This is a genomic window from Paenibacillus sp. BIHB 4019, from assembly GCF_002741035.1.
GTDB lineage: Bacteria > Bacillota > Bacilli > Paenibacillales > Paenibacillaceae > Pristimantibacillus.
In genome coordinates, this window is the sequence record NZ_CP016808.1 from 247,795 (window position 1) to 273,663 (window position 25,869).

Here is a 25,869-nt window from a genome sequence, read left to right on the forward strand (position 1 = left end):
CTTTCGCTTCCCACATTTTTGACGAAGCATCATTAAGTGGGATAACATAGGGGTAATCATTCGATTGTTTATATTTATTGGAGGAATCTATAATGGTAACTTGTATACAGCATCGATGGAATTTAAGTGAATCGGAAGCTATTGAATTACAGTCGGAATTAGCTCAAAAAGTGATTACTGAAGATCAATTCACCCCCATTCATCATGTTGCAGGTGTAGACGTTGCTTATAGCAAAAACAACGACACGCTAATTGCAGCGATTGTAGTTTTAGAGTTGAATTCATTGAAAATCGTAGAATCAGTTGTAGTTGAAGACAGGGTGCAATTCCCATATATTCCGAGTTTATTTTCGTTCCGCGAGTTACCCCCGATTATAAAAGCTTTTGAAAAGATAAAAAACACCCCTCAATTAGTCGTTTGCGACGGACAAGGGCTCGCCCATCCTAGGCGCTTTGGCTTAGCTTGTCATTTGGGAGTACTTTATGATATTCCCACTATTGGGTGCGGAAAAACGAGGTTATTAGGCAGTTTTTCAGAGCCCGATCAATATAGAGGAGCCCAGTCACCACTATTCGATAATAATGAGATTATCGGAAACGTATTAAGAACACAGGAAAGTATTAAACCTATCTTTGTTTCAATTGGTCATCGCATCTCCTTAACAACTGCTTGCCAGTGGATTCTTAAACTCTCACCAAAATATCGTTTACCCGAAACGACTCGACAAGCAGATCAACTCGTGAAAAAGAGTTTTTCACATCATAGCCACTTTCTAATTTAAAAAAAGATGGGTCAAAGTTCCCCATCTTTTTCTAACTAACGATTTACTAATTTAGTTATATCCTATATTGTTTTTACGTTCTTCAAACAAATTACATGACTTGTTCCCTTCACTTTAACTCTATTCTGTTTCCCTTATACTTTTAGCCCTAGTATCATACTTTTCAATCATTTTTTTTTCAAATTCATTTGGTTCTATTTTTTCTTTAATTAATTCTTTATTTTCATTCCACTCTTTGTACATTATGCAAAATCCATATTTATGTTCTGCTACCGTTCTAATATTTCCATTTTCAAACCATGTAATTGACTTCCCAGAAATAACTCCATTACTCATTTTTTGGAAGCTCGCTACTTCACCACTTTCATAAAAGTTTATATAGTCTCCGTCACTTATTCCATTTTTATAGTAAGCATAGTACGCTAATTTTCCATTTTCTCGCTTTTCATATAATAGCCCTGATAATGGCTTTCCTCCCTCCTCCTCCGGCTTGTCAAAAACTAATTGCCCATGTGTTCCGGAAAAACAAACATCTTCAGCAAATTCAATCCCATTTTGAATTACATATCCTAAAGATAAAATTTCTATATCTTTCATATAAAACTTCACCCTTCACAAAAAAATTATAAATCAGATAATACAGGGAAACCTTGTAAAATATAATTACAGTGCGGACAAGTGTGAAATGGAATATCTGTTACAGGTTTTGTAGATCCTCCAGGTTTGATAACATATATTAGTATGTCCTCTATACTTGCATTAGGATTATCTAACAATGCTTTATTAGCTGCATATACTTCAGCATGAGATCCTGAACCATGAGTAAATAATTTATATGATTCGTGCACATCATCCGGCATATTAACTATTCGGTCTTCAATAAGACCATTTAGCTCCTTGGGTACCTTACCATCAACATCATTAATTGCTGTGTAAATTTTACCTGTATTTCTATCATAGGCTCCAGCAACTGCTGGACCTAGTTGCTTATTAGTTAGACCAATATCCTTTAACATTTGTGCTTCTTCTAATACATGATTTTTGAGTTTTTGAATTTCTTCAGGTGTAAAATTATCAAAAATATCTTTCCCCTTATTCTTAGCCTCATTCTCCAAACGATCCGCCAATTCCTTCTTACCCGCTTCGGATTCCTTAAAGAAATCCTTATGATGCTGTGACGGACTTGAAGGTATCGAATCAGGACTTTCATGAAGTTTAACATTTCCTCCAGGACCCGCGGGAACAAGATCGTCACCCATCTTCTTAATTGTCATGGCATTCTGAAGCTTCTTCCAACCAGTAGTTGCTGCATCCTTGATATCCAATGCATCACGTATCAGTTTCGCTTTAACTGCATCTGCGGCATTCCCAATCCAGCCCGTCATTTTATTCAGCGAATCGCCAAATGCGTTGCCTAAGGTCTTCACGATTTTCGCATCAGCGATCTTGCTACCAATTGCCTTCGTCAAACGTGAATCCATTATACCACCGGTTAAACCGCCAATCCCCATATCCAGTGCCAGTATGCCAAAGCCAAACCCTTTGCCTTCCATCGTCTGGCGAATGACACTCTCAAACCCATTCTGCACTGCACCAAACGCCATACGTCCACCTAATGAGGCAAATGCTCCAAACGGGCCAAACACCGCCCCAGATATCGCCCCGATGACTGTCTCTCGAAAGGCCGTTGACACATACGTGCCCATATCACTGACCTCGCCGCTCGCAATATCCGACACCGCTTGGCTCACGACCGCAGCGGTTCCCGCAATGGCTGCTCCAGCTAGCACCGCACCAACAACGACCGCTCCCGCTCCTAGTGTCGCTACCGCTACTACAGCGACTACAGCCAATCCTGCCAGCACATTCCTCGCTAGTTTTCCTCAACTGAATGTTGGTATTTATGGCGGTGATGGTAGCTCGCCTTCCAGCATGATCCCACTTGGAGCACTTGCTTCTTCGCTACCAGAAGCGCTTGCACGCCAATGGCCTTCCTTCGTTGTCAGCGTCAACTTGTGTTGACTGAATTTAAACTGACGGTGCCATCTCCTTCAACGTTGATAGAATCCTTGCTCACCGTAGCTGTTTTGACAAGGAACACATAGTTAATAAAGCCAACCAACAGCTCGTAGTTCAAAAATTTAGAAAGGTCGCCTCGACAATATAGACATTATCGAGAAATGCGTATCCGAATATTGTCATACAAAAAAAAGGTTAACTCCAATGTTGTTACCTAATGGAGTTAGCCTTTTTAAGCATTCATTAATTAGTTGAAATAATGTGCTATTATTCCTATCTAAAACAAATCTTTATCTTACATATATAAATTCACAACCTTTATAACGCGCAATCGTCCCGAAAAATAATCACAATTAATGTAGCAATTTGAGTTAACTCCTCGTTCATACTCCAATCCGTCGTAAAAAATCGTATCCTTAACTTATTAATCTTAAAATGATTTAGGTTTATGTAACCACTAGTGAACTTAAATCAATCCCATTCTTGCCCTCCATTTCCACTTATTAAATTTTCCCAAGCTTCCAATGGGGTATCTCCCAATTTTCCAGTACTACAATATACTTTTCCGGTTTCTGATACAAATAATATTAAATAACCGCTATCAATTTTACCTACAGGAATTAATTTTTCTTTAGCATATTTTTCTTCAGATTTGAAGCTTCCATATACATAATAATCTGTAAATACTATGCTAGTGTCATGAACCTCTTCATTTTCTTCATCTTCGATTATTAAGTTTCCAAATTCCATCAAAAAAGGCTTTGCTTCTTCAAAAATAGTATAACCTAATTTTTTTAAATTTTCTTCAATTTTTTCAATATTAATACTTCTGCCTTCATACCAACCCGCGTTCTCCAAAGTAATCAATGTCTGTCTGCTTATATTCATAATATTCTCTCCTAACCCATTGATTTCATAAAATCACCGAATGTCACCTTGCAATTCTTACAAAATGCTTTAACTAATCCAGTATCAACATCAACTGACCTTAATACTATATTCTCAATTTTCGCACCTTGTAATATTGCATCACGAACAGCCCAAACTTCTGCACAATTTTCCACAAGCCAGTTATTTTGCATACTTGGTTCACTTTCATTATTTTTAAAATATTTACCCTCAGATGCTGCAAAGTCCTTAGTTTTTTGAATTAATGCTCTTAGTTTCTCCATTTCAGCCTTAATAGATTTTACATCTTTACCTTTAAAATAAGAAGAATTTTTAGTTATAAGATCATCAATGTATTCATCAGTTAATGTTTTTCTATAGAAATCCACATATTCATTTGTCGAACTAAATATCTTACTACTAATACTTGGGTTATTTTGATAAATACCACTACAACCGAAACCAACCCTAGAAACATCAGTCGCATCAACTGCTGCACTAGTTACTGATGGTTTAAAATCCGGGCCATACTTACTACCATTTTTTATTGCACTTGTATAATCATCTAACAATTTTGGCGCTACAGCAACAGCTTCAGCCTCATTCTTCAAACGATCCGCCAATTCCTTCTTACCAGCCTCGGATTCGCTAAAGAAATCCTTATGATGCTGTGACGGACTTGAAGGTATCGAATCAGGACTTTCATGAAGTTTAACATTTCCTCCAGGACCTACCGGAACAAGATTGTCACCCATTTTCTTATTCGTCAAAGTATTCTGAAGCTTCTTCCAGCCTGTAGTTGCTGCATCCTTGATATCCAATGCATCACGTATCAGTTTCGCTTTAACTGCATCTGCGGCATTCCCAATCCAGCCCGTCATTTTATTCAGCGAATCGCCAAATGCGTTGCCCAAAGTCTTCACGATTTTCGCACCAGCGATCTTGCTACCAATTGCCTTCGTCAAACGTGAATCCATTATACCACCGGTTAAACCGCCAATCCCCATATCCAGTGCCAGTGTGCCAAAACTAAATCCTTTGCCTTCCATCGTCTGACGAATGACACTCTCAAACCCATTCTGTACCGCACCAAACGCCATTCGTCCACCTAGGTTCGCCATCGGACCAAATGGGCCAAACACTGCCCCAGATATCGCCCCAATGACCGTCTCTCGAAAGGCCGTTGACACATACGTGCCCATATCGCTGACCTCGCCGCGCGCAATATCGGATACAGCTTGGCTCACGACCGCAGCGGTTCCCGCAATGGCTGCTCCAGCTAGCACTGCACCGACAACGACCGCTCCCGCTCCTAGTGTCGCTACCGTAAACGCCGCGGCTACCGCAACTACTGCGACGACTGCCAATCCTGCCAGCACATTCCTCGCTAGTTTCCCCCAACTAAACGGTGGTTTTTCCGGCGGTGGCGGTGGGGGAGGTGGCTCTCCTTCTACGGGCGCATCGTCATATGGCGCATAGCTCGTCCGATCCTTCCCTTCCGTTCGGATCTGCGCCCCCATCAGGTTATACTCGCCTTCCAGCGTGATCCCGCTTGGTGCGCTCGTCTTCTTTGCTACCAGCAGCGCTTGCGCACCAATGACTACACGCTTTGGCGTAAACAGCGAAATCTCTTCCTTCGCCGTCAATGTCAGTTTGCGCGGGCTGCTCAAGATAATGCCCACGGCATCGTCCAACTTTAAAAACAGCGGCTCCTTGCTTCCGCCTGTAAACTCGACTCCCGTCGGCGACAGCTTCATTTCGCTGCCATGCTCCGTGCCAAAATAACGGTTGTTCGGATCGGCCGTCTTTGCTGCACTCGCCCCATTGGTTCGCACACCGCCAGTGACAATGGCTTCTTGACCGCCTGCATCGGCTAGATATAAATTCGCCTTTGTCCCTACTTGCGGCATACTGTACATCGCGCTGCCTGTCTCCGGGGCATAGCGAAACCAGTGTGCCGTTCCCTTGTCCTGCTTGTAATCGATCGCCAGATGAACCTGCACCTGTTCCCCTTTTACCGCCAGAATTTCTCCTTGCAGGGTTAGGCCGGACAGCCTGCGATTCATCATAGGCTGCTCTCGTATCCCAGCTTCCCGCGACAGCCGATAATGATAGATCAGCTGACCTTTTTCCAAACGTGCCGTCATCGACGATACGATCAGCTCAATATATCCCCGAATCTTAAAGCGATCACCCAAACGATAGAACGTTTTGGATTGTATTTCATAGCCGAAAAAGTCTGTATCATGCAGACCTGCTGCTTCCCCGCCTGCTTTTTGAAAAGCCGCCAAATCCTTGCTCACCGTGTATGATGCGCCATCAGGCAGCTTATGCTCTTTCCCCTCCGGCATCCCAATAAACAGCTTCGGCGTTTCTTCCAATATATCACAGACGACGACCGACTGGAACTGGCTCGCTAGCCGCTTTGTAAGCTCCCAATCCGTTTCCTCGTATTGAATGATAGGCTCCGCTGGCTTTTCCTTCTCGCCCTGTTGAAGCAGCACGTCTCCGCCTGCATACGCACGAAGCACGGTGGTCATAATCGCCCCGTACGTCTGGCTCGTATCTTGAAAAGATCGCTTCCGCTTCTTCAAATCGCTATAGATGCTTCCCGATACCGCCTCGATCTCGACCGTGTACACCCCATTGCGATGCACCGTCTGCACGGATGTGACAACTCCCTTAAACAGAGGCTTCCGCTTGCCCTCTTCTTCGTCGTACAACGCAATTTTATCCTGCCAGACCGCTTCTAGCGTAGCATTCGTCCGCAGCTCTTCCTCGACGATTCCGCTAATCCGCAGCGTCCCATGCTCGCCCGGCTTCCAGCTCATCGCCACATCCGTGATATGCTTCAGCTTGCAGGGGCCTTCTACCCGTAATCGATCATAACCGATCATCTGCATCCCTCCTCCCCGTTGTCCTTCGTCTACCTAATCTGAATCGTGCTGACCGTCCGAGAGAAAGTAGATTCGACCTTCCATGGCACACGTAAGAAACGATTGGGTCGTCAGCGCTGGTTTGTTGTCTACCTTCGCATTTTCCTTTGGCAGCACCCACTTATTAAAAATCTCTGGCATACAGGGTGGGCCTCCGATGTTTTCTCCCTGCTCACTGATTAAATAGACGATCTCTCCCGCTGCCATTTTCGGACTGAAACATATGCCAAAATACGGCACGTTCTCCGAGGTATTATCGTCCTCATTCATCATCGGTTTGCCATTCACATACGACCCATGGCTCTCTGGCAAGTTGATTCGGCGTGAATGCGTGCCGCATGTACATCTCATGGTTGCTCCTCGCACCACATATGCGGGTTGTCCTCCCATTCTCTTCTCCTCCTTTTCGGTCACCGTTTCCTATTCTCTTTCTTGTTAAAAGCTATAACTGGTTGCGAATCGTTTGGTCTAAACCAGCTCCACCCGTTCCAAACGAATGCCCACAGGCTCCCGCCGCAGCAAGCTCTCCGCTACATCCAGCCTTACGACAATCAGCGGCAATTCGCTTTCGCTCACCCGCAAGATTTTCTTCCCTTGCAGACGCTCCCGATCCAGCACCAAATGCTTAATCGTCCGCTGATCCTGATGCAGCTCGGCATACGGACTTAAACACGGCAGCTCCTCAAAAAAGGGCAAGTAATACGTTTTCTGCCGACGCGTCAACATATGCATTAAAATGACCATCTTGTATACTGCTCTCGGCTCGTACAGCTCCACTAACCGCTTCAATCCATCCGATAGCAAAAAGAGCTGCCGATCCAGCACATCCGTAAACACGCTGTCTTTCTCTCCCTTGACTTGAAACAGCAGCTTGTCCGGTATCCGGTACGATGTCGCTGCATACATATCTCGCATGTCCAGCTTCTCCCGCAGCCCTTCTAGCATTGGCGTACTCGTGTAGCGGCTGTCTTGCTTCAGTACAAAATAGTCCATCAGGACGCACCGTCCTTTCCATCCTGCTGCTCTTGAAGCTGCTTCTGAAGTTGCCCTTGCCGCTGCTCTTGCTCCTCTTCTTCCGCGTCCTCGCTATCGTCAGGCTCATCCAGTGTGCGTACCCCATGACCATCCTCCGCCAATATTTCCGTCTGATCGCGGTACTCGCCCATCGCAATCGCCCAGCCTTCCGCTTTCGCAAGCGCTGTAAAGGCTTCAAGCTGAATCAGCTTCTCCATCTGCCCACGCACGAATTCTATTGCCAGCGTATGGCATTTCTCTGCTTCCAGCTGGCAAATGTCGTCGATATCCATAAGCGTGACCTTCCTTGCATAAGCAACTCGCTCCGCTTCTAGCAGCTTGACTCGCTCAAACATCGGAGCGAACAGAAACGCTGGCTCCCAGCTCACCGCACAACCGGACGCATCCATCAGCCAGCGTTCATCATACGCGTCCAAACGGTACGTACAATGCCCTTCCATGATGCTCGTACGCAAATAGGAGATGTAGATATATTTCAGCTTCCCTTGTTTTTCCGCTGCTTGAAGCTCTGCTGCCTGTACGCATAACGCCTCAAACGCTCCCGCCAGCTCCGCATCAATCGCTTCCTGATGTTCTTCGTAAATGTCATTGACCAGCAGCACATCTTCCTGCCACCGATCAAACACATGCCGCTCCAAAAAATCTGCCAGCGCCTCTTCCCGCGTCATCACCTGACTCATACGATGTTGACCTTTCCGCCGCTCAGCGTCACTTCATCCTGCACCGTCAGCATCGCGTCGCCCTGCTTCAAGTCGATACCCGTCTCTCCTTGAATCAAAATGTTCGCTTCGCTCGTAATTTCAATATCTTCCACAGCCGTAAGCATAATTTTCTTATCGCTGTTGATCTCAATTCCGCCGTCGTCGGTCAGCCGCATCAGCATCTGACCGCCCCCAATAATTTCCACCGCGCCCGGCTGAAACACAATCTGCTTGCCATATTTCGTACTGATGCTTTTCACCGCTGGATCGCTGCGCTTCGTTGTATCGGAAGATGCGACGTCGACCGAGCTCGCCGCAAACGCATTTTTCTCCTCCGCATCGGGGAAATACAGCCTTGCCTCATCGCCGATCTCCGGCATGCAGTACCAGCCGCTTCCGTCTGGCGACGAATACACGGTCGAATACGGGAACCACGTATCGGCTCCACCGCCGTCGATTTTCAGCTTCAGCTTTACTTTGTCTTTCTCCACACCAGCAATGGTGCCGAATAGCGAAATACCCGTAATCTCCTCCAGATAACGGGTGCCGCAGCGAAATCCTTCCCGCTCTCGTAGGTCATAATGGTAGACGAGCAGTCCTTGCTCCGTGCGCGCTTCCACCCGGTATACGAACAAAGAACGGCGCTGAAATTGAACAGCGCTTCCCAGTTCAATGGCGGTATGGCTCGTCACCTCATAGATCATCCGGCCCTGCTCGGTGAAGCTCGCTTTGCTATTTTCAGCCAATTGCTTGTAGACGCCCATTTCCTTGCGGATCGAATAGTTTGTCTCCGTCAGCACGACCTCGCCGCCCGCCTCTGGCACGCCCGCATAAAAACGGATGCCCGGCATCGCGCTAATCGCCAGCAGCGGCATATTGAAATGCGATGCCAGCCGCTTAGCAAATGCCCAGTCGGTTTCTAGATATTGCATGATTAGGCCGCCTATCGCCTTGCCTTGCGACGCTTCATCCACGACATTCGCATTCGGATAATCCGACGCCAGCTGGTTCAAAATCTGCTCATACGTTTGCTGCCCGTTTTGGTAGGAGCGCGTTTCCTTCTTGAGATCCATCAGGAACGTGCGGCTGTGCGCTTCGATCGTCAGCTTACGCACGTTTTGCACCACTTGAATGCGGGCGTTCGTAATGATGCCGTGAAAAAGCGTCCGCTTGCCGCTCTCCTCCGTCTGCGTGTATACCTCAATCGGCTCATTGTCCGAGATGCGCTCGATATAGACATCCAGCTTGCTCTCGGGCACAATACCACTCAGCGTCAGCTGAATATGCTCATTCACTTCTTTTACGATCGTCAGGGCCGTGATTTGCTCATAGGGGTTTTCGGTCATGTGTATGTCTGCGAGGGTGTAAATCGGGTGGGCCGTTTGGCTGCTTGCACTCTCGCTTTGTATAGCGGTGGTGGTGGCTGCGGATGGGTGAATCCTCATACTTTCCGGGCGCTCCGCTCGTCCTCCCGGTCTTTCTGCACGGCCCTTCGCACGCTCTACTAGACCTGACATACCGGATGTCATGCTTCCCATGCGCGCCATTGCAGCTGCGGGGTGTGCTTCTTGCTTCTCCACATGCTTGGCTTGACCTGATGGTCTTGCAGCATGACCCTCCGCGCGCTCCATCTGACCTGCTGCTCTTGCCTCACGATTGTCCAGACGCTCCGCTTGGCCTGACGGCCTTGCCTCAAGATGATCCGCACTCCCCATTTGAACCGATGGTTTAGCTTCGTGTTTTTCCATCCCCTCCGCCTGTTTCTGAGGTCTAGCCGCTCTTGCTTCCACTAGCTTCTTGCGAGCCATCGGCCTTGCCGCAGCATGACCTGCCATAAACTCCGTGCCACCAGCTTCCTGCTTTGCTCCGCGTGCTTCCATACGTCCTACTCGCTCTGCCGGTCTTTCTGTACGTTCACTCATGCTTGCACCTCTTCCTCTGCTTCTTCGTATACCCGGATACTTTGCAGCATTTGGTAAGCAATCTCCCGCCAATCGGCATACAAGCTGTATGGGCATGTGAAGGACCCGATAACCGCCTGACCGTCCAGTGCGAGGAAGAACATAATCGTATACAGATAGCCGTCGAGCGCCGAGCTTTTGAAATCAAAAAAGCCAATTCGCTTTCCGTTGATTTCCTCCACCTCTGTCGTATAAAAAACATTAGACGGATTCGCCCGTTTAACCATGCCCTTCATGCCATTCGTAAGCTCATCTACCCATGGATCGCTTAAGTCCTCATCCACATATTTCAGTGTAAAAGCAATGCTTCCATCCGCATTTGCCTTAATAATCTCAGGACGCTCCTCATACGGATATTTGGCTTTCCGCGATTGCTCATCCATATCCGTAAACTGGCTTGGCAGATGCACTGATAAACGCTCATCGAAAAAGAAAACCGGTTCAAACACATAGTTTTCCACCCCGATCCGAATACTCTCGGCATGAATCGTTTTGGGTTGCTCCAATGTCTCCATCTCTTGCAGCAATTTCAATATTTTCTCATCAGCATGTTCCAACTTGTCGTCCTCCTTCAAGTCATCTAGCCTATTCTTGGACTAACCTGCTTCTAAGCTTTTATTTTGTTAAAAAAGAGAATTCGTTCCGAAAAAGCGTACTCACTCTTTCCCAAAAGGCGCCAACGGTGGCTGCTCTGGCGTATATGCGGAATACGTCGGATACTGCACAAACGGCGGCTGATGCACATCCAGACCAAACTGCTTTGCCAGCAGCAGAACTTTTTTATCCACCACATAGGTTTTTGCCATCTTGTCGTGCAGCCCTTGCTTCTTGCTTGTGAATGGAATCATAAGAAAACCGATATACAAAATCATTCCAGATAAGATTCTTCCAAAAAATCTTCCCGTCGCGCGGCCAAACGTCACACGTTCAAAACGCTCATCGGTTACGATGATGCCAAGATCCATTTTCCCCAGTGTCCCTTGAGCGGGCGACATTTCCATGAACGCGAAGTAAAGCCAAGTTACGATCAGAATGAAAGGAATCAAGAGAAATACCCCAATAAAAAAGCCATTCGTTTCATTGTTATCCGTAAATTCAGAGAACGACAGCCCATTTAAACCACTAAAAAAGAGCATTAAAGCTAATACACTTATATAGCTAATGATTGTAATAATATAAGCATCAATGTAATACGCACATAACCTTTTCCAAAAACCTGCATAAACCAAAATATGGCCTCCTGTGTCTGATCTCTCATGTATTTGAACTTCCTTAATCCACCAGCATCCGCCGCATGCCGCCTGGGCGAAGATCGCCTTTCGCCGCTCCTCCGCGATGCACGCTGCCGAGTATTCGGCGCAAATTGCCATACAGCTGGTCCCGGTCCACTGGAGGCGGGTCATCGAATTTCCCCGTATCGCCCATCCGTTCGCGGCCAGCCGCTGAATGAGCTCCAGCGCCTGAACCGCCTTTCGCTCCCATATGAAAACCCCGCTGCACGCCTCGGCGTTCCAGCCCCAGCCTTGCGGCTACATAATGCTCAATGACCGGCATCGCCACCGTTCCTTCATTCAGGCACAGCATCGCAAACGAAATGTCATGCGGATCAGAGCAGCCGCGCATCAGCAGCTCTTCTCCGTACAGGCGCATGACGATCGGGTCCATCGTGCTGCGCCCGTAAGCGGCATGCTCGACATGAATGAGCTGCACCGTGTTGTACTCGGTGATCAAATCATGAAACCCCTCATAGCTTTGGCGCAGCCTTGCGCCCGGCTTGAGCTTGTACCGTCCCAGCTCAAGCTCGTTCCCGCGCAGCTGGCCAGCAGGCTCCAGCACGATTTCCGTCTCATAGCTCGTAATATCACTGCGTACACTCGGCTCCGATGGGAAACGGATTTTAATCAGCGTCTCATTTCCCGTTGCCGAATAAGGCAGCTCATAATCCTGCTCCAGGCTGAACAGCCGCCCGTTATGCTTGACGATGCCGCGCTTGATTGTCAGCGTTTCCTCGCCCACCAGCACCTCGGCCCCGCAAATAATGCCATTCGAATAGCTGCTGTACTGGATGTCGAACATTTGCCGCGGGTAATCCCGCAAATTGCTGAGCATCTCCGTCTTTAGAATCCGGCCCTTCTGAAAGCTGGGATAGCGGTCTGCAAACATGCACGCTCACTTCCTTCCTGTCTATTTCACCTTTCTAATCTCCTTGCACTTTCTTTGTATCTTTTTATCTCTGTCTCTATCTCTGTCTCTATCTCTATCTCTATCTCTATTTCTATTTATATCTCTGTCTCTATTTCTATCTCTGTCTCTATTTCTAGCTCTATCTTTATTTCTAGCTCTGTCTCTATCTCTTCATTGCTATCTATTTCAGCCCGTCAAAGAAATCCAGCTCCGATAAATCATCCTCGAATGTGAACAGCCGCTTCTCGCCCAGCAAGAGCTGCTCCTGCATCCGCGCGACCGGAACGATGTGGAAGCCCCATTGATTTTCGCCCGTCACGACGAAAAATTTCACTTCCCCATTCACGATTAAATCCGTTTCCTCCTGCGGAATCTGTTCGCCGTACAAGGCGGCGATTTCTTCATATAACGCGGCATTGTAAACGCTGCGGCTGTTATCATACACGTATTTGCGCTGCAGCTTGTCGTCCCCGCTCTTGAGATAAAAAGCGACCTCCGACACATGCATCAGCCGCGACACCGCGCCCCGCATCCGGCTAAGCTGCTCCATGCTGCTGATGAGCACTTTTTCGCCGCCTTGATGCGTATAGGCCGTCACCGTATACGGCACGACTGGCGCGCTCCGCGTCACCGTCGTCTGAATTTGGCCCAGCTTGCGCGCCGTCAAATACCGGATCGCCCCGCGCAGGCATGCCAGCTTCAGCTCCGGCACCTTGCCCGCCTCATCTGCTTTCAGCCCAAACTCAATGCTGCGTCCCGGCACAAATTCCTTGAGCGCCTCGCGGAACGCCTCAATTCGGCACGATTGCCCGGTCAGCTTGATCATGGCGTACTGCTGCAAACGGCCATCCTCATAAAAATCCTCCAAAAACGCCCGCACAATATTATAAATATCTGCCCTCAGCAGCTTGGACATTTCATTGACCGTGAACACCGCATCCGGACTGTCATGGCGATCGGTGAACCTGCCGCCTTCATTGAGCGACAAGCACCAGCCGGCAATCGGCATCACTTCAAGGTCATTGTCCCCGCGATCCATCCGCCCGGAGCGAGCCGTCTGCTCTGCAATTTCGAACTTTCTGCGGAACGTGCTCGTCCGGCGAAAGAACGCAACCTTAAGCTCCTCTGCCAGCTCCCATAAAAAATAAAAATTGCGCCGTACCCGCCAATAATCGTCACGCGTCCGGTTCTCATACTGCTTGAAGCGCGTAGGCAGCACCCGCTCCGCTTCCCGGTACCGCTGCTCCAGCGGCTCATATACCGCGGTAACGCCATATTCATCCACATGGCGGAACAAGTCCGCGCCGGGTATGCCGATCAGCTCATCGAGATCCGTCAAGACACGGCCTCGGGCATAATAATCGGCAAAAACGATTTTGATATATTGCATCACCCGGTACGTGAGATTATTGCCGCCAAAATTCGTGTCGCCATTCTCGTAAGCGGTGCGAATATCGATGTTGTAAGAGATTCGCCCTTCCTCAATGCGGAAGCGGCACGAGGATAGGTCCGTTGTTCCCCCGCCACAATCGATTACGAGCGCTTCGAACGTCTCGCCCTCCATGTAACGATCCTGCTCGATTTGATCAGCTATCGTGTTGTACAGCACGGCCATGCCCTCATCGAGCGCATGCTCCGTTTCAATGACGTAGTCATCGTCCAGCACTTCCTGGAACATCGCCATAAACGGCTCTTTCAGCTTCACCGGGCTTGTAAAATGCAAATGCTTAAAGCGGCATTTGAACTGATGCTCTGCGGTTTGAATGACATGCAGCAAATAAGCGCGTATAAGCTCGCTTCGCCTCAGCACGGCGGTATTGCCGCTGGCGTCGCTTACTTCCTCCATTTTGCCGATCCCATTCACCCAACGCTTCATCCCGAGAAAAACGCTCGTTCTCCCCGCATGCGCATTATGCTTGAGCTGTCGCATCGCCTCATACCCATAGGTGTATTTGATATCGCCCATATCGGCGCAATCGGCTACACCAATCGCCGTCGGCAGCATTTCAATCCAGCCAGCCGTGGACGCAACGCCCATTCCACTGCCGCCAGAATGAAGAAAGTCCCCGCCAGCGACATCGCCTTCAGCTGTTTTGGCAAAGGATACATAATTAATCGTTCCCAGCCGCAGCTTGCCGTTCAAAATATCATGGCTGCTCGGCTCGGCAATAAAGCCATAATCGAGAAATGCGCCCGCCGTCGTATTCGACGTGCCGAAGTCAATCGCAAGCACCGCCTGCGTCTGCTCCACCTCGCGAATGTCCAGCTCGGACACCGGCATGCGCCAGTAATGCAAATTGGCAGGCGGCATCAGCCGATTGCTGTAATAGGCTTTATATAAATATTCCGAATCCTGCTTGCGGAACAGCAGCAGGCTGTAATTGCGGTTCGCCGTCCGGCGGTACACCGTATTTTTATCTGCGCACAGCATAAAGACGCCTGGCTCTAATCCATCTTTTACCAGACGCAAAATCCCGCACACTTCCTCCTGCTCATTGACAATAAGCACATTCGATTCGCACACGCTCGGCACATGAGGCGCACGCACCTGATAGCCATCCCGCCGACCCAGCGGCAGGCCGTTGTAGATCGTAATTTTCGCCGGAATGTGGATGCTTGCCGCATCGCGCAGCGGCGTATTTAAATAATGCTGCAACGCATATTCGAGCCGCTCAAAGCCCTGCTCCTCGTATTCATCAATAAACAGGCTTTCATCTGCGCCGCGATATTTTAGCACAATGCGAACGAGCTCCTCGCGGCTCTGCGCTTCGACAACACCTTTGACAATGCGCTCCTGATGGCAAATACTGCGCAGCTGATGCGTCGTCATTTGCTCAAGCTCAGCAAGCGAATAGCGCCTTGCCGCTGCACCGCGGGCATTTTGCCCCGCTTGCGGGCCGAGACCTTTCGCTCCTGGCGGCGCATAATGCGTTCTCATCCCAGATGGCTGGCGCGCTGCTCCCGAAGCTCCCCGCATATCGCCATTGCCGCCTGCGCCGTTACTGGAATAACGGTTATTGCTGCTCCCATTTCCAATTCCATTGCCAGTGTTAGCTGCATCCTCTTTATCCAAGTAGCTGCCGCCGAGCTTTGCCGCTGGACCATTGCCAGCCGCCCTTCCGTTACCGTTAACATTCCCGTTCCCATTGCCATTTCCGTTCGTGCTGCCATTGGCATTGCCATAGCCACCATCATCCAAGCCGCCATTTCCATAACCGCCTGCTTGCCCGCGGCCGCCTTGACCTTGATTTTGCCCGTTTCCACTGTACCCAGCGTTTCCGCCGTATCCGCCGTTTCCACCACGATTGCCAGCACCTTGCCCGTTTCCATCCGGATAGCCTTGGTTTTGGCCTTGTCCATATCCATCGTTGTTTCCCGAACCTTGGCTATACCCGCCTTGATCGCCTTGGGCTGGGTCTTGCCCTTGCCCGTAGCCTTTCGGGCCTCCTGCTCTTTTGTCCCCGGCAGCTATTGCAGCTCCTTCGTCGTAGCTGCCTTGGGACTGCTCCGCTTCGCGGGTTGCCGCCGCTTCGCCCTGGGGCCGCGCTCCTGCGTTATTTTCAGCACCGGGCTTCGTTAATTTATAGGTATAGCTGCGCATAATGACAGCCCTCCTCCTTCGTCTCTAATAGAGCGCAATGCGGTCGATTTGCATCGTCTCTTCCACATCAAGCAGGCCAAAATGATATTCCCAATAAATTTCGGTCACAAACCGCACAGGCAGAAACAGCCGCCGCACCAGCTCAATTCGCGCCTCGACTGCCTCCGTCCGCTTCTGCCCGACGTAAAACACAAGCTCGTCCTTCTCTTCGCAATTCACATATATCGTCGAGCGCTTGAACAGCTTGCGCATCGTATCCTTCAATAGATAAACCGCCTCGCCCGTCTCATAGAGCCGCAGCAAATTCGCCGCAATAACCTCCCGCTCGCCCTGGGTAAACAGCGTCAGCCCATGCTTCACCTCGTCGCCGAACAGGCCATCCTCAATATCCCGCAATATAAACCGGATGTAATATTCCCTCAGGTTCATCCCCTGCGATAAATCCACATCGGCGAGAAAGTGCATCATAATATCGAACAGCGCCACTCTTAGCTCTGCGCATTCCTCATAATCCAAATCAAACATGCCGTCAAAAATATCCGTAAAACGGTAATCCGCATTAACCTCAATCTCCCGATCCACAAGCGACGCATTCAGATCGGGCAAGCTCAGCTCCATATAAGGCGAATACACTTTGGCCGGTGTAAAATAAAGCCCTTTCCGCGCAAGCCCCTTCTGCTCGGTTTTGATGACTAAATCCCATACGTAGTTCAAGCCCATTCTCCTTCGCAGCTATATTCCGGAAAATGCATTTGAATTTCAGATACCATAAAGCTCATCACATCATTCAGCACAAAATCAGCCCCGGCCTGCGCCGCCCCGCGCCTCCGAAAGGTCAGCTTCAGCCGCTTCTTGCCCGATTCCGAGCGGATATTATCGCTGATGAAAGGGTTCATTCCATACGTCTGCCCGCTGCGGCCGAGCGGCTTGCCATCTACCTCGGCGCTTGCCAGCTCCAGCGCATCCGCAGCCTCGAAGGAATGCACAAGCCGCATCAGCTCGCTGACTGCCCGCACCGCCACCGACTGCTGGCGGGCATATTTGCCAATGAAGCCTTCACGCCTGCGATTGGAGAACAAGGGGTAATCAAGCTTGCCAACCTGCGACATAATCGGCTGGGTCAGCTTCCAAACGCTCCATACGCCGGATGCCTCCTTCGGGCTGACAACAGTCAAATCCTCGGCGGAACGCTTGATGTAACGGACATCCTGCTCATCGCCATCTACGAGATAGCCGTGATCCGCTCCCGTTTTGCGCAGCGACAGCACATGCTCGTAATTGATGCGGTCCGCCGCCGGAACGGGAAAGCCGCTGTTGCGAATTTCCAGTCGCTCAATGTTCCATAGCGGCACAATGTCCGGCTTTTTAAACCGCTCATACTGCTCCAGATCGACGCTAATTTCTAAAATTTCCTCGTCTTCCTCCGGAATGCGGTCGCTTCCAGTCAGTACGAGATCTATAAACTTGTAGGCGTAAGGATGATTTAACGTCTTCCACGGTATGCCATTTTTTTGAAAAACATCATAAAGCCGCTCAATCTCGCCCGTGTAGGTCTGGCTGCGCTCCGCGCGAGCGCTTATGGCGTAGCTGCCCCGATTCGTTTCCATCTTCCCTTGAAAAATGCGGCGCCGTGCCAGCAGCTCATTCAGCTCGGGATAGCTGCATTCCATAAACACCGTCAGCAGCTTGCACTCCTGCTTGCGGCTTAGGCCTGCAATAATGTCATGCAGCGGAATTTCCGGCTGCTTGGCGTCTCCCGGCAGCATCGGATACAAAAAATCATGGATCGGATCGATATCCTCTCGCGCGCAGACGGTGACGAAAATATCATTTTTGTCGTCACCCGCTCCCAGTTCTCCGAAGATGCGCTGCTCAAGCTCGCGGTTCATCTTCTCCTGATAATCGACGACCCCGTTGAACATGCTGGTCATGAGCTGCTTTAATATTTTTCGCTGCTCCAAATCCTCCATCCGGCTAAGCCGATCCTGTATGATGTCCTTCATTCCGTTCTCCCTCCCTGCTGGCTGCTGTGCTTTGGCTTAGCTGGTGCAGCTAGCCCGTTGTATTCGCCTGCTGCGTTGCCTCCTGATCGGGCGCCTTAGTTGGCGCTGGCGTTGCCGCCGGAGTAGCGTCAACCGTACCGCCGCCCGTTCCCGCGCCGCTTCCGGCTGACGAACCTGCATCGGCCGTGCTATTGGCAGTGCCGCCTGCACCGCTAGCATCTGCGCCACTGCCGCTTGCTCCGCTATTGTTGCCTGTACCGCCGCTGCCGCTTGCTCCGCTATTGTTGCCCGCGCTGCTGCTCGCATTGCCGCTGCCCGCGCTGCTTCCGCCAGCAGCACTATTCGCTTCGCTGCCGCTTCCCGTTCCGTCACTGCCCGCTCCGCCACCATCCCCCATGCCGGCATCGCCGCCCGCTGCCGGGCTAGGCACCGGGTTCAGCTTATCCTCCGCCTTGCCGATGCTGCGCTCCAGCTTGAACACCGGCTCCAGCACCGCGATTTCCTGATAAATCGCCTGTGCTTGCGTATAAGCGTCAATCGCCGCCTCATAATTGCCGGCGGCAAAGCTGCGGTCGCCGCGCTTCTCCAAATTCTCGGCCTTCAGCAGCTTCTGCTCCTTCACAAGCTCGGCAATTTTCGCCTCGGCTTCATCCAGCTTCGTCTTAATTTCCTTCTCGCCGTCCGCAAATCCCACATTAAGCGCAGCCTTGCGCGCCTGCTTGTAGAGCAGCACCGCTGCCGAATAATCCTGCCCTTCGGCCTTCAAATCCGCCTCCTGCACAATCGCGGCGATGCGGACATATTCATCGATTTGGCTTATTTTCTGATCCAACTCCTGCTGGTCATAGAGCCCGTCATTTTTCGTCTCTTCCTTCGCCTTCTTGTATTGCGTCAGCGCCTTCTCGTAGTCGCCGTCCTTCAAAAACCCGTCTCCGGCGACGATGAGATCGACCTTCTTGTATTTCACGCCATATAAGGCGATATGCACTTTATCCTTAAGCTTCTTGGCTTCGGCACGGGCTTCGCTGTACGATTTCAGCGCTTGCGCATAATTGCGCTCCTCGACGTAGGTGTCGCCCGTCTGCTCATATTCCAGCATATTGGCAAGGCCTTCCGCCATCCGCGCCGCAGTCCGGCTTTTATAATAAATAGCGAAGCCGGCCGCAATGATGACCGGAATCATCACCAGCGCAATCCGCTTCACCCATTTGCTCCATTTTTTCTTGTCTTCCTTGTACACTTTATCTACGTAGACAGCGGCCGCCGTATAATTGCCAATGACCGGCTGCTGCTTGCTGAGCAGCACTTCCTCAAGCGTATCGACGAGCGCGGTCGGGTCCTCTGTATCCTCCAGCGAATCCAGCATTTCAGGAACGTCCACGCTTTCCCACATGCCTGGCGTAACGAGCAGCAGCACGTCGCCGTCATTTAGCGCCGTCTTTTTCGAAATAAACGGCTCTAAGCCTTCCGGCTTGCCGACGTATTGCAGCAAATTATGGCGCTCCTCGTGACGGTCTACCTTATAGGCGGAAATGCTTTCGCGATCCGCCATCGCCTGCGCTAAAGATAAATCCTTGCTTTGACCAAGCAGCCTTCCCCCGCGAAAATGATAAAGCCGCGCATTGCCCGCTACCGCCCATACGATGCGGGTATAATCCGTAACGACCATAATCAGGCTCGCCTTCAGCCGTACGCGCCGGCTTTCGAGGCGAAGCCAATCCTGCGCTTCCTGCAAATAAGACTCCAGCTTGCGCTTTGACATTGTCGGCCTATGCGTGAAGTTTTCAAGCAGGCACTGCACTGCCATTTCGGCGCTGCGCACCTCCACATCGTTATCGCAGCCATCCGCGACAATCCAGCAGGCTCTGTCATCCAGCTCGACGTAAGCAAAATAATCCCGATTTTCCATAAACGTCCCTGCCTCCGACAGGAAATCCGTTTTGAAGCTGCTGTTTTCCTTTCTCATCTGTACCTCCGCATCCTTGTCGCTTGCCGCCGATCACCAGACCTCCAGCACAATGACGGTGGCATTATCCTGATTGACCAAACGTTTTTTCTCGATCGCTTCAATCATGTATTCGGCTGCTTCATGGGGGCTCTGGCTTTTTTTCAGCGCCTCCTCCATTTCCACCTCCGACAAGGTATTGTATAGACCGTCGCTGCACAGCAGCACTTTATCGCCCTGCCGCAGCTCGAAGGGCTTCTCGCCGATTTCCATCTCCTGATAGCCCTCATAGCCTAAATAGTTAATGAGCTGCTTGCGCTGAGGATTCGCAAGTGCCTCTTCCTTGGAAATTTCGCCGGACAAATAACGTTCCTCCAGCAGCGTTGCATACGTATGCTTCTGGTTAACCGGGATGAAATCGCCATTTCGGTAAATAAGCAAAATGCTGTCGCCCACTGCGCCCCAATACAGCTTCAGGCCGCGCATTACCGCAACGACCAGAGTCGTCCCGCCGCTCGCACCGCCCAGCTGCCGCAAAATTTCACTATTGGCAAGCCTCGCTGCCTTGGAAATAAAAGGGGCGATCTCCTTCTCAGCGGAGACATTCATAAATTGCCGCATAAAAGTTGTGACCGCCACCGTACTTGCCATTCGGCCGTTGGAAAGGCCGCTTATCCCATCGGCCAGCACCGCTACAACCCCTTGCGGCGTCTCGGCACTGGCAAAATAATCATCCTGTTCATTTCTTGCGCCAATCGTCTGGCCGTTGCCAATTGGCAGCTCCTGTACCGAATGCGCGGGCTCTGCTTCCGCCGGACTGTTTACAAGCAGGCGCCGCCGAATGAGCAGCAGCGCTGCTATAACAGCCAGAAAAGCCAGCAATATAATGACCGGAGGAATATCCATCAGCCTCATCATAATCATCGGCTTAACCTGAACTGTCTTCCCATTCAAAATGGGCGCCGCACAGCGGAATGAAAATAAATTTGCTATGGCCAAGCTGGATGACATCGTAGGAGGTCAGCTCGACAGGGGAATAAACCGCTTCATTGTTGTGGTAGGCAAGACCGGAAGCATCGCCTGGAAGCAAATAAAAATTGCGTTTTTTCGGGTCGTAGACGATAACGGCATGATTGCGGCGGGAGACGGTGTTATCCCCAATAATGCGAATATGCATCTCTTCCGAGCGGCCGATAAAATTTTTCTCCGCCATAATGCGGTAATCTTGGCCAAGCTGCGGACCTTCAATGCACACAAGCCAGCCCGTTACCGGATGGATTCCCTTCGTTTCGCCCAAATAAGGCATCGTCTTATCATCCGTCTCCGGCTGCTGGGCCGCCTTGCGGTCGCCGCCCCTCACTGCCGCAGGCTCGACGCTAATACTGCAATAAGGGCATAAATTGCCATGCTTTCTGGTGCTGAACATGTGGCCGTTCGGGCATCTTGTCAAACTCATCTAAGCTCTTCCCCCGTCTATTTAATCGTAAACGCACGCCGCTGCCGCTGCTTCCACAGCTGCTTGCACGCGCGTCTCGCGGTATGTTCTTCGTTATGTACAGCTGCCTTTCGTTATTTAACGAGCAGCCTCGTATTCGCAATGACAATCAAATCGCCGCTATCTATGCGGTATGATTGCTCATTGTCAATTCTCGTAATGACGCTATTGTTGTACTTGCGCAATCCCACGCCGTTCGTCGAATCCAAATCCTCCAAATACCAAATGCCTTTAGAGTGGTTCAGCACCGCATGCTGCAGGCTGATAATCGACGCATATTCGGCATCAGAGAGGTCTACATCCACATCGCTGCGGCTTGAGCTTTTGCCGATCAATAGCGAGGTTTCTCCATCTATGTACCATTCCTTCAAACGCTCGCCCTCCTCGTCTATCATGACGAGCCGGGTAATCACTGCTGCTTTGCTTGCACTTTTCCATTGCGGCCTCCATTTGAAAGCCAGCCATACCACGATTAAAATTCCTGCGATTACGCCGGTTGCCCCTTGCAGCATTTTGTCTTCATTGATGAAGAAGGCATAATATAAAGCTTCAATAGCCAGAATGGCGATAATGATATCCAGGGCTATAATGCCTGCCGATCTGCCGCTCGGGTTACGACCTGAAACAGCCGTCGCCTTCACCGTCATTCCTCCGTTCTCCCGCTTCCTTGAACACTTGGCACCGCTTTATTTTTTGCCGAAAAAGCGATTGAATAAATCCGTCGTATCCAGCGGATTGCTTGGTTTGCCGCCAGGCTTCTCCGTCATGCCTTCCTTGCCCTGCGGCTTAAAGCCGAAAAACTGCTCAAATTGCTTCGACAGCGGTGTTCCATCGCCGCCACCTCCTGCCATGCCCGCTGCTCCGCCAGCCGATTTCCTGCCCGCATTTGCGCCCATGCCCGCAGCGCTGCCTTTCGCCCCGCCTGCATGCCCTCTGCCGGAAAGCGACTCATCGTAGCTGCTCCGTTTAGCCGGATCACCCAGCGTTTCGTAGGCTGTCTGAATTTCCTTGAATTTGCGTTCCGCATCCGCGCTGCCGCCATTCGTATCAGGATGATAGCGCTTGGCCAGCTTGCGATAAGCCTGCTTGATCGCTGCTGCGTCTGCCTCTTTCGGGACGCCTAAAACGTCATAATAGTTGTTCATTCGGCTCCCTCATCACTTTTCAAAATATGGGAAATACCCCTTTAATCAAATTCAAGAGGCATATATGCCTCTTGAATTTGCTAGCCTGCTCTATAGGAAACGGGTCCCGCGAGCGGGCACTGCCGAATTCAGGCCTTATAGCGGGTAACCGCCGTCGATAGCTGTAAATTCGGTTTTGTCTTTCTTTTGCTTGATGTACAGTTCGAAAGTGCCGACGCCTTCGGTGTCGCCAAATCTTTCTGTGTAGTCAACAACGAATGCGTTCGGGAAGTGGATTTTGCGAACCACTTGGTCAGCAGAAATAACTTCCAGCGTTACTTTGCGGTAGCTGTCTGCTTTTTCAGCAGGAACGAGCGACCAGTTCGCAAGTTTGAGCGTGTCGTCAAAAGCGTCGCCGTCTGTTGCTGTAATGATTTTGCCGCTGATGCGAAGCGTAGCGCCTACATCAGTGGAGCGTGCATTGGAATCATCCGGTGTATCTGTGTCATACTTTACGGTTTGGATGTTGTCCAAGCCCAGCTCGATTTTTTCTGCGCCTTCAATCGTCAACTTAAATCCCATATTAAAATTCCTCCTTGAAATGGTGTACCCGCAGGTGCTAGCGCCTGACGAGTTCTATATATGTTGAAAGGGGAGCGCCCGAAGGCGTTCTCCTTTAACACCCGATTGGGGACTTGCTTTAAGCGAAAGGCGTTACGCCTTAACCGGCGTCGTTCCTTTTGTAATCATCACTTCAAGGTTCTTCACATTGCCGTTGAACACGAGATCAATGTGGCAAAGATTGCTCTTCTCATCAATGATGAAGCTCATATCATCGCCATCATGAATAATCGAGTTCGTATAGCCGCGCGAACCAAGCCATTTGCTTTTTTGGCTGCTTGGATTGTTGCTGAAGAACTTCACGATATTTTCATGCTTGAAGTCGCCCGTCTGGAAGCGGAGAATACGCTCAACATAAGTGCTGACAAGCGTCTTATAGATGGAGTCAAATCCGTCCTCCGAGGTAGCAAGGCTTCTCGCTTTGTATACCGTAATGCGTCTGATGTCCTTCGCTTGCAACTGCGCGTTCTCCGAGGAGAAAATAAAGCCGAAGTTTTTGCGATTAATCGCATCCTTGATGTTGTTCGTGAAGCCCGAAATTTCCTTCGCCATCGTCGTCGGAACGCGAAGCGCATTGTCGCCTGCTTCAATGTCGAAGCGGACGCCTGGATATTCGCGGCTGACCGTTTTGTATTGGTCGCGCAAATATTCCGGACACTGATAAGCGGAAACAAGGCCGGCAGCAACATAAGCTGCGCCTACATAAACGCCCTCAATCCACAGGCGCAAAATGTCTTCCTTCTCCTGCGACAGTTGGACGCCATATTCGGTTTGCAGCATGCGGCTATCGATGACAACGCCTGACTTGTCTTTCGGGATAATGGTGAAGTTCGGTACGGTAGGAATAGCGAATTCGCTGTAGGATTTGCGGGTCAGCACGCTGCATTTGTCCAAATACTTGTCGATGCCCGCAGTGGCAATGTTGCTGAAGGTCGTCTCTTCGCCTGTCTCAAAGCTGAAAAAGACTTGAATTTTGTATTCACCCAACACTTGAAGCAAGGAAGATAACGACTCCATGCTGTTGCCGTCCTGCTTCACTACTTGCTCGTTGCCTTTGAAGCGCTCACGCGATACTTTTACTTTTCCGGCTGTTTCCAGCTCGACGGAAGGCACGATGCCGAACCAAATCGTATCGGAAAAATCATTTTTCGCATTCACGGTGTTCAGGTACGTTTCCAGCCTTGTAATGCTGCTGCTTTTTACCGTCATATCGAGCTTATTATTCGTAATAAGCAGGGACGGCGCCATACCTTTGTTTTTGCTTGTATATTGGTCGAAAAACATCTTTACGCCCAAAATTTTCTCTACAAGCGGCTTAACCGTTTTGACGAAATCATCCTTCGCCGTTTTGTAAAACTCCAGGTACGTGTTGTAGTTTCTCACTTCTGTCGCTGTATCCACATCTGCTTGTACAGCTGGCAGCGGCGAGAACGTACGCACAACCAAATCCTTTACATAGGCCGACGGCGAATCCGTCACCGAACCGTAATCATCCGCGAACACTTCGGAGAGTGCGCTGCCGCTGCTCTCATCAAGCAGCATCAGCTCCTGGCTGTCGCTTTTCGGTGCTTCAATGATTTTCAGCTCGCCGCTTTCGCCGATCGTAAGCAAACCGATTTGCACCGCTTCGCTTGCATTTTCTTCCTGCGAGCCGCCAAGGAGCAGCCGCGTCTTAATATCCTCGATTGCGAGTGGAAGCATCGCCATAACATTGTTATAGTTCTTGCTCGCTTCCTCGAAGAGCACATTGAGCTTGTCGCCCATATCCAGCTGCTTCGGATCGCCATCGTCGAGCTTCTCGTACTGGCTGTACAAGTAATGGATTTCTTTGCGCACTTGGCGAATATCGTCCATTACCTTCTTCGGGGAAATCATGTCGAGCAAATGCTCGAATTTGAAATCTACGTTGGAGATGCCTTGGCTGCGCTTCGCATCAATGAGCGTAAACAGCATTTTCAGAAAATCGTTGTGCTGGTCGATCTTGATTTCTGAAATTTGATCCTCGGCAAGCCCCTCCGGCTTCTTCAAGGAATAAACGACCTTCTGGTTCGCTGCGTTGAAAAAGGAATAGACGCTAGGCGAGAACTTGTCCAGAAACTCATCGAAGCTGCGAACGAGCAGGTTCGTATTCAGTTCCTTTACCTTGTCGTCGCTTAGGCTATCAATGCCTTTCACGTCGCCTACCAGCGTTATCAAGTCCAGTTTTTCGGGATTAATTTCCTCAAAAAGAATAGTTCGGTTCGTCTGATTAATAATGTCCATTAGGCATGGCGCATAATTTTAGGCTGAAACAAGCGTAAACAGCTAAAGCCGTCCACTGGCGGCAAAGCTATTTCTAGCAAAATCGGTGAAGATTCTACCTTTTTCAGCAAAAATAGCGCCCCTCCTTCCTGCAATAGGCTCGTTCTTCATACAAATTATTACAAAGTTAGACTTTACACCAATAATACTAAACACTCCAATCCTTGTTTGTCAATAAATACAATTTAGGACTTTTATACTTATTTACAATAATAAATAGAACTAAAGTCGCTAATTTTCGTGATCTATTACTAAATTATAGATGGATTCCGA

General features: G+C 49.9%; 22 protein-coding genes. 1 reads left to right on the plus strand and 21 read right to left on the minus strand.

Annotated features, from left to right (window positions below; translation table 11 throughout):
- The first annotated feature begins 92 nt into the window (after positions 1-92).
- A complete protein-coding gene (gene nfi / locus BBD42_RS01095; RefSeq protein ID WP_099516637.1) occupies positions 93-782 on the plus strand; it encodes a deoxyribonuclease V in 690 nt (229 codons plus the stop codon).
- Between the two features lie 120 nt (positions 783-902).
- Here nfi and BBD42_RS01100 read toward each other — a convergent pair whose 3' ends face one another.
- From BBD42_RS01100 to BBD42_RS01200, 21 genes are all read right to left on the minus strand, one after another.
- Complete coding sequence (locus BBD42_RS01100) at positions 903-1,379, minus strand: toxin-antitoxin system YwqK family antitoxin (protein WP_099516638.1); 477 nt, start codon at positions 1,377-1,379, stop codon at positions 903-905.
- Positions 1,380-1,405: 26 nt separating this feature from the next.
- The gene (locus BBD42_RS01105) at positions 1,406-2,647 is read right to left on the minus strand and encodes a YwqJ-related putative deaminase (RefSeq protein WP_099516639.1); all 1,242 of its coding nucleotides are present in this window, start codon (positions 2,645-2,647) and stop codon (positions 1,406-1,408) included.
- Positions 2,648-3,272: 625 nt separating this feature from the next.
- Positions 3,273-3,689 (minus strand): SUKH-3 domain-containing protein, encoded by a 417-nt coding sequence (locus BBD42_RS01110; RefSeq protein ID WP_099516640.1) that lies wholly within the window; start codon positions 3,687-3,689, stop codon positions 3,273-3,275.
- An 11-nt stretch (positions 3,690-3,700) separates the two neighbouring features.
- Positions 3,701-6,586, minus strand: coding sequence for a contractile injection system protein, VgrG/Pvc8 family (locus BBD42_RS01115; RefSeq protein ID WP_172455351.1), 2,886 nt, complete (start codon positions 6,584-6,586; stop codon positions 3,701-3,703).
- A gap of 33 nt (positions 6,587-6,619) precedes the next feature.
- Positions 6,620-6,976, minus strand: a complete 357-nt coding sequence (locus tag BBD42_RS01120; protein WP_237163318.1) for a DUF4280 domain-containing protein — start codon at positions 6,974-6,976, stop codon at positions 6,620-6,622.
- Positions 6,977-7,093: 117 nt separating this feature from the next.
- Complete coding sequence (locus tag BBD42_RS01125; protein ID WP_237163319.1) at positions 7,094-7,618, minus strand: hypothetical protein; 525 nt, start codon at positions 7,616-7,618, stop codon at positions 7,094-7,096.
- A complete protein-coding gene (locus BBD42_RS01130) occupies positions 7,618-8,340 on the minus strand; it encodes a hypothetical protein (RefSeq protein ID WP_099516644.1) in 723 nt (240 codons plus the stop codon). The genes BBD42_RS01125 and BBD42_RS01130 overlap by 1 nt, the downstream gene beginning before the upstream one ends.
- A complete protein-coding gene (locus BBD42_RS01135; RefSeq protein ID WP_237163320.1) occupies positions 8,337-10,283 on the minus strand; it encodes a contractile injection system protein, VgrG/Pvc8 family in 1,947 nt (648 codons plus the stop codon). Before BBD42_RS01135 ends, BBD42_RS01130 begins: the two co-directional genes overlap by 4 nt.
- The gene (locus tag BBD42_RS01140; RefSeq protein WP_099516645.1) at positions 10,280-10,879 is read right to left on the minus strand and encodes a hypothetical protein; all 600 of its coding nucleotides are present in this window, start codon (positions 10,877-10,879) and stop codon (positions 10,280-10,282) included. Before BBD42_RS01140 ends, BBD42_RS01135 begins: the two co-directional genes overlap by 4 nt.
- A 99-nt stretch (positions 10,880-10,978) precedes the next feature.
- The gene (locus BBD42_RS01145) at positions 10,979-11,551 is read right to left on the minus strand and encodes an RDD family protein (RefSeq protein ID WP_172455352.1); all 573 of its coding nucleotides are present in this window, start codon (positions 11,549-11,551) and stop codon (positions 10,979-10,981) included.
- Between the two features lie 43 nt (positions 11,552-11,594).
- Positions 11,595-12,485, minus strand: a complete 891-nt coding sequence (locus BBD42_RS31660; RefSeq protein ID WP_172455353.1) for a DNA and RNA helicase — start codon at positions 12,483-12,485, stop codon at positions 11,595-11,597.
- 202 nt (positions 12,486-12,687) lie between these two features.
- Positions 12,688-15,444, minus strand: coding sequence for an acetate and sugar kinases/Hsc70/actin family protein (locus tag BBD42_RS01155; RefSeq protein ID WP_481855956.1), 2,757 nt, complete (start codon positions 15,442-15,444; stop codon positions 12,688-12,690).
- A gap of 687 nt (positions 15,445-16,131) precedes the next feature.
- Positions 16,132-16,827 carry an iron-dependent peroxidase gene (locus tag BBD42_RS01160; RefSeq protein WP_099516648.1) on the minus strand — a complete coding sequence of 232 codons (696 nt, stop codon included), beginning with the start codon at positions 16,825-16,827 and terminating at the stop codon, positions 16,132-16,134.
- Positions 16,818-18,110, minus strand: coding sequence for a normocyte-binding protein (locus BBD42_RS01165; protein ID WP_099516649.1), 1,293 nt, complete (start codon positions 18,108-18,110; stop codon positions 16,818-16,820). Before BBD42_RS01165 ends, BBD42_RS01160 begins: the two co-directional genes overlap by 10 nt.
- Before the next feature lie 49 nt (positions 18,111-18,159).
- The gene (locus BBD42_RS01170; RefSeq protein ID WP_216364908.1) at positions 18,160-20,076 is read right to left on the minus strand and encodes a PP2C family protein-serine/threonine phosphatase; all 1,917 of its coding nucleotides are present in this window, start codon (positions 20,074-20,076) and stop codon (positions 18,160-18,162) included.
- A 33-nt stretch (positions 20,077-20,109) separates the two neighbouring features.
- On the minus strand, positions 20,110-20,970 hold the full coding sequence (locus BBD42_RS01175; RefSeq protein WP_099521385.1) for a protein phosphatase 2C domain-containing protein: 861 nt from the start codon (positions 20,968-20,970) through the stop codon (positions 20,110-20,112).
- A 13-nt stretch (positions 20,971-20,983) separates the two neighbouring features.
- Complete coding sequence (locus BBD42_RS01180) at positions 20,984-21,511, minus strand: FHA domain-containing protein (RefSeq protein WP_099516650.1); 528 nt, start codon at positions 21,509-21,511, stop codon at positions 20,984-20,986.
- 113 nt (positions 21,512-21,624) lie between these two features.
- On the minus strand, positions 21,625-22,197 hold the full coding sequence (locus BBD42_RS01185) for an FHA domain-containing protein (protein WP_099516651.1): 573 nt from the start codon (positions 22,195-22,197) through the stop codon (positions 21,625-21,627).
- Between the two features lie 39 nt (positions 22,198-22,236).
- Complete coding sequence (locus tag BBD42_RS01190) at positions 22,237-22,695, minus strand: J domain-containing protein (protein ID WP_099516652.1); 459 nt, start codon at positions 22,693-22,695, stop codon at positions 22,237-22,239.
- Positions 22,696-22,830: 135 nt separating this feature from the next.
- Complete coding sequence (locus tag BBD42_RS01195) at positions 22,831-23,256, minus strand: hypothetical protein (protein ID WP_056039302.1); 426 nt, start codon at positions 23,254-23,256, stop codon at positions 22,831-22,833.
- A gap of 132 nt (positions 23,257-23,388) precedes the next feature.
- Positions 23,389-25,557 carry a transcriptional regulator gene (locus BBD42_RS01200; protein ID WP_099516653.1) on the minus strand — a complete coding sequence of 723 codons (2,169 nt, stop codon included), beginning with the start codon at positions 25,555-25,557 and terminating at the stop codon, positions 23,389-23,391.
- Positions 25,558-25,869: the final 312 nt, after the last annotated feature.

What these genes read in the sequence shown, in the direction of transcription:
- nfi (WP_099516637.1), top strand. Translation starts at nt 93, where the DNA reads ATGGTAACTTGTATACAGCATCGATGGAATTTAAGTGAATCGGAAGCT.
- BBD42_RS01100 (WP_099516638.1), bottom strand. Translation starts at nt 1,379, where the DNA reads ATGAAAGATATAGAAATTTTATCTTTAGGATATGTAATTCAAAATGGG.
- BBD42_RS01110 (WP_099516640.1), bottom strand. Translation starts at nt 3,689, where the DNA reads ATGAATATAAGCAGACAGACATTGATTACTTTGGAGAACGCGGGTTGG.
- BBD42_RS01115 (WP_172455351.1), bottom strand. Translation starts at nt 6,586, where the DNA reads ATGATCGGTTATGATCGATTACGGGTAGAAGGCCCCTGCAAGCTGAAG.
- BBD42_RS01120 (WP_237163318.1), bottom strand. Translation starts at nt 6,976, where the DNA reads ATGAGATGTACATGCGGCACGCATTCACGCCGAATCAACTTGCCAGAG.
- BBD42_RS01125 (WP_237163319.1), bottom strand. Translation starts at nt 7,618, where the DNA reads ATGGACTATTTTGTACTGAAGCAAGACAGCCGCTACACGAGTACGCCA.
- BBD42_RS01130 (WP_099516644.1), bottom strand. Translation starts at nt 8,340, where the DNA reads ATGAGTCAGGTGATGACGCGGGAAGAGGCGCTGGCAGATTTTTTGGAG.
- BBD42_RS01135 (WP_237163320.1), bottom strand. Translation starts at nt 10,283, where the DNA reads ATGAGTGAACGTACAGAAAGACCGGCAGAGCGAGTAGGACGTATGGAA.
- BBD42_RS31660 (WP_172455353.1), bottom strand. Translation starts at nt 12,485, where the DNA reads ATGTTTGCAGACCGCTATCCCAGCTTTCAGAAGGGCCGGATTCTAAAG.
- BBD42_RS01155 (WP_481855956.1), bottom strand. Translation starts at nt 15,444, where the DNA reads ATGAGAACGCATTATGCGCCGCCAGGAGCGAAAGGTCTCGGCCCGCAA.
- BBD42_RS01160 (WP_099516648.1), bottom strand. Translation starts at nt 16,827, where the DNA reads ATGGGCTTGAACTACGTATGGGATTTAGTCATCAAAACCGAGCAGAAG.
- BBD42_RS01165 (WP_099516649.1), bottom strand. Translation starts at nt 18,110, where the DNA reads ATGAAGGACATCATACAGGATCGGCTTAGCCGGATGGAGGATTTGGAG.
- BBD42_RS01170 (WP_216364908.1), bottom strand. Translation starts at nt 20,076, where the DNA reads ATGAGAAAGGAAAACAGCAGCTTCAAAACGGATTTCCTGTCGGAGGCA.
- BBD42_RS01175 (WP_099521385.1), bottom strand. Translation starts at nt 20,970, where the DNA reads ATGAGGCTGATGGATATTCCTCCGGTCATTATATTGCTGGCTTTTCTG.
- BBD42_RS01180 (WP_099516650.1), bottom strand. Translation starts at nt 21,511, where the DNA reads ATGAGTTTGACAAGATGCCCGAACGGCCACATGTTCAGCACCAGAAAG.
- BBD42_RS01185 (WP_099516651.1), bottom strand. Translation starts at nt 22,197, where the DNA reads ATGACGGTGAAGGCGACGGCTGTTTCAGGTCGTAACCCGAGCGGCAGA.
- BBD42_RS01190 (WP_099516652.1), bottom strand. Translation starts at nt 22,695, where the DNA reads ATGAACAACTATTATGACGTTTTAGGCGTCCCGAAAGAGGCAGACGCA.
- BBD42_RS01195 (WP_056039302.1), bottom strand. Translation starts at nt 23,256, where the DNA reads ATGGGATTTAAGTTGACGATTGAAGGCGCAGAAAAAATCGAGCTGGGC.
- BBD42_RS01200 (WP_099516653.1), bottom strand. Translation starts at nt 25,557, where the DNA reads ATGGACATTATTAATCAGACGAACCGAACTATTCTTTTTGAGGAAATT.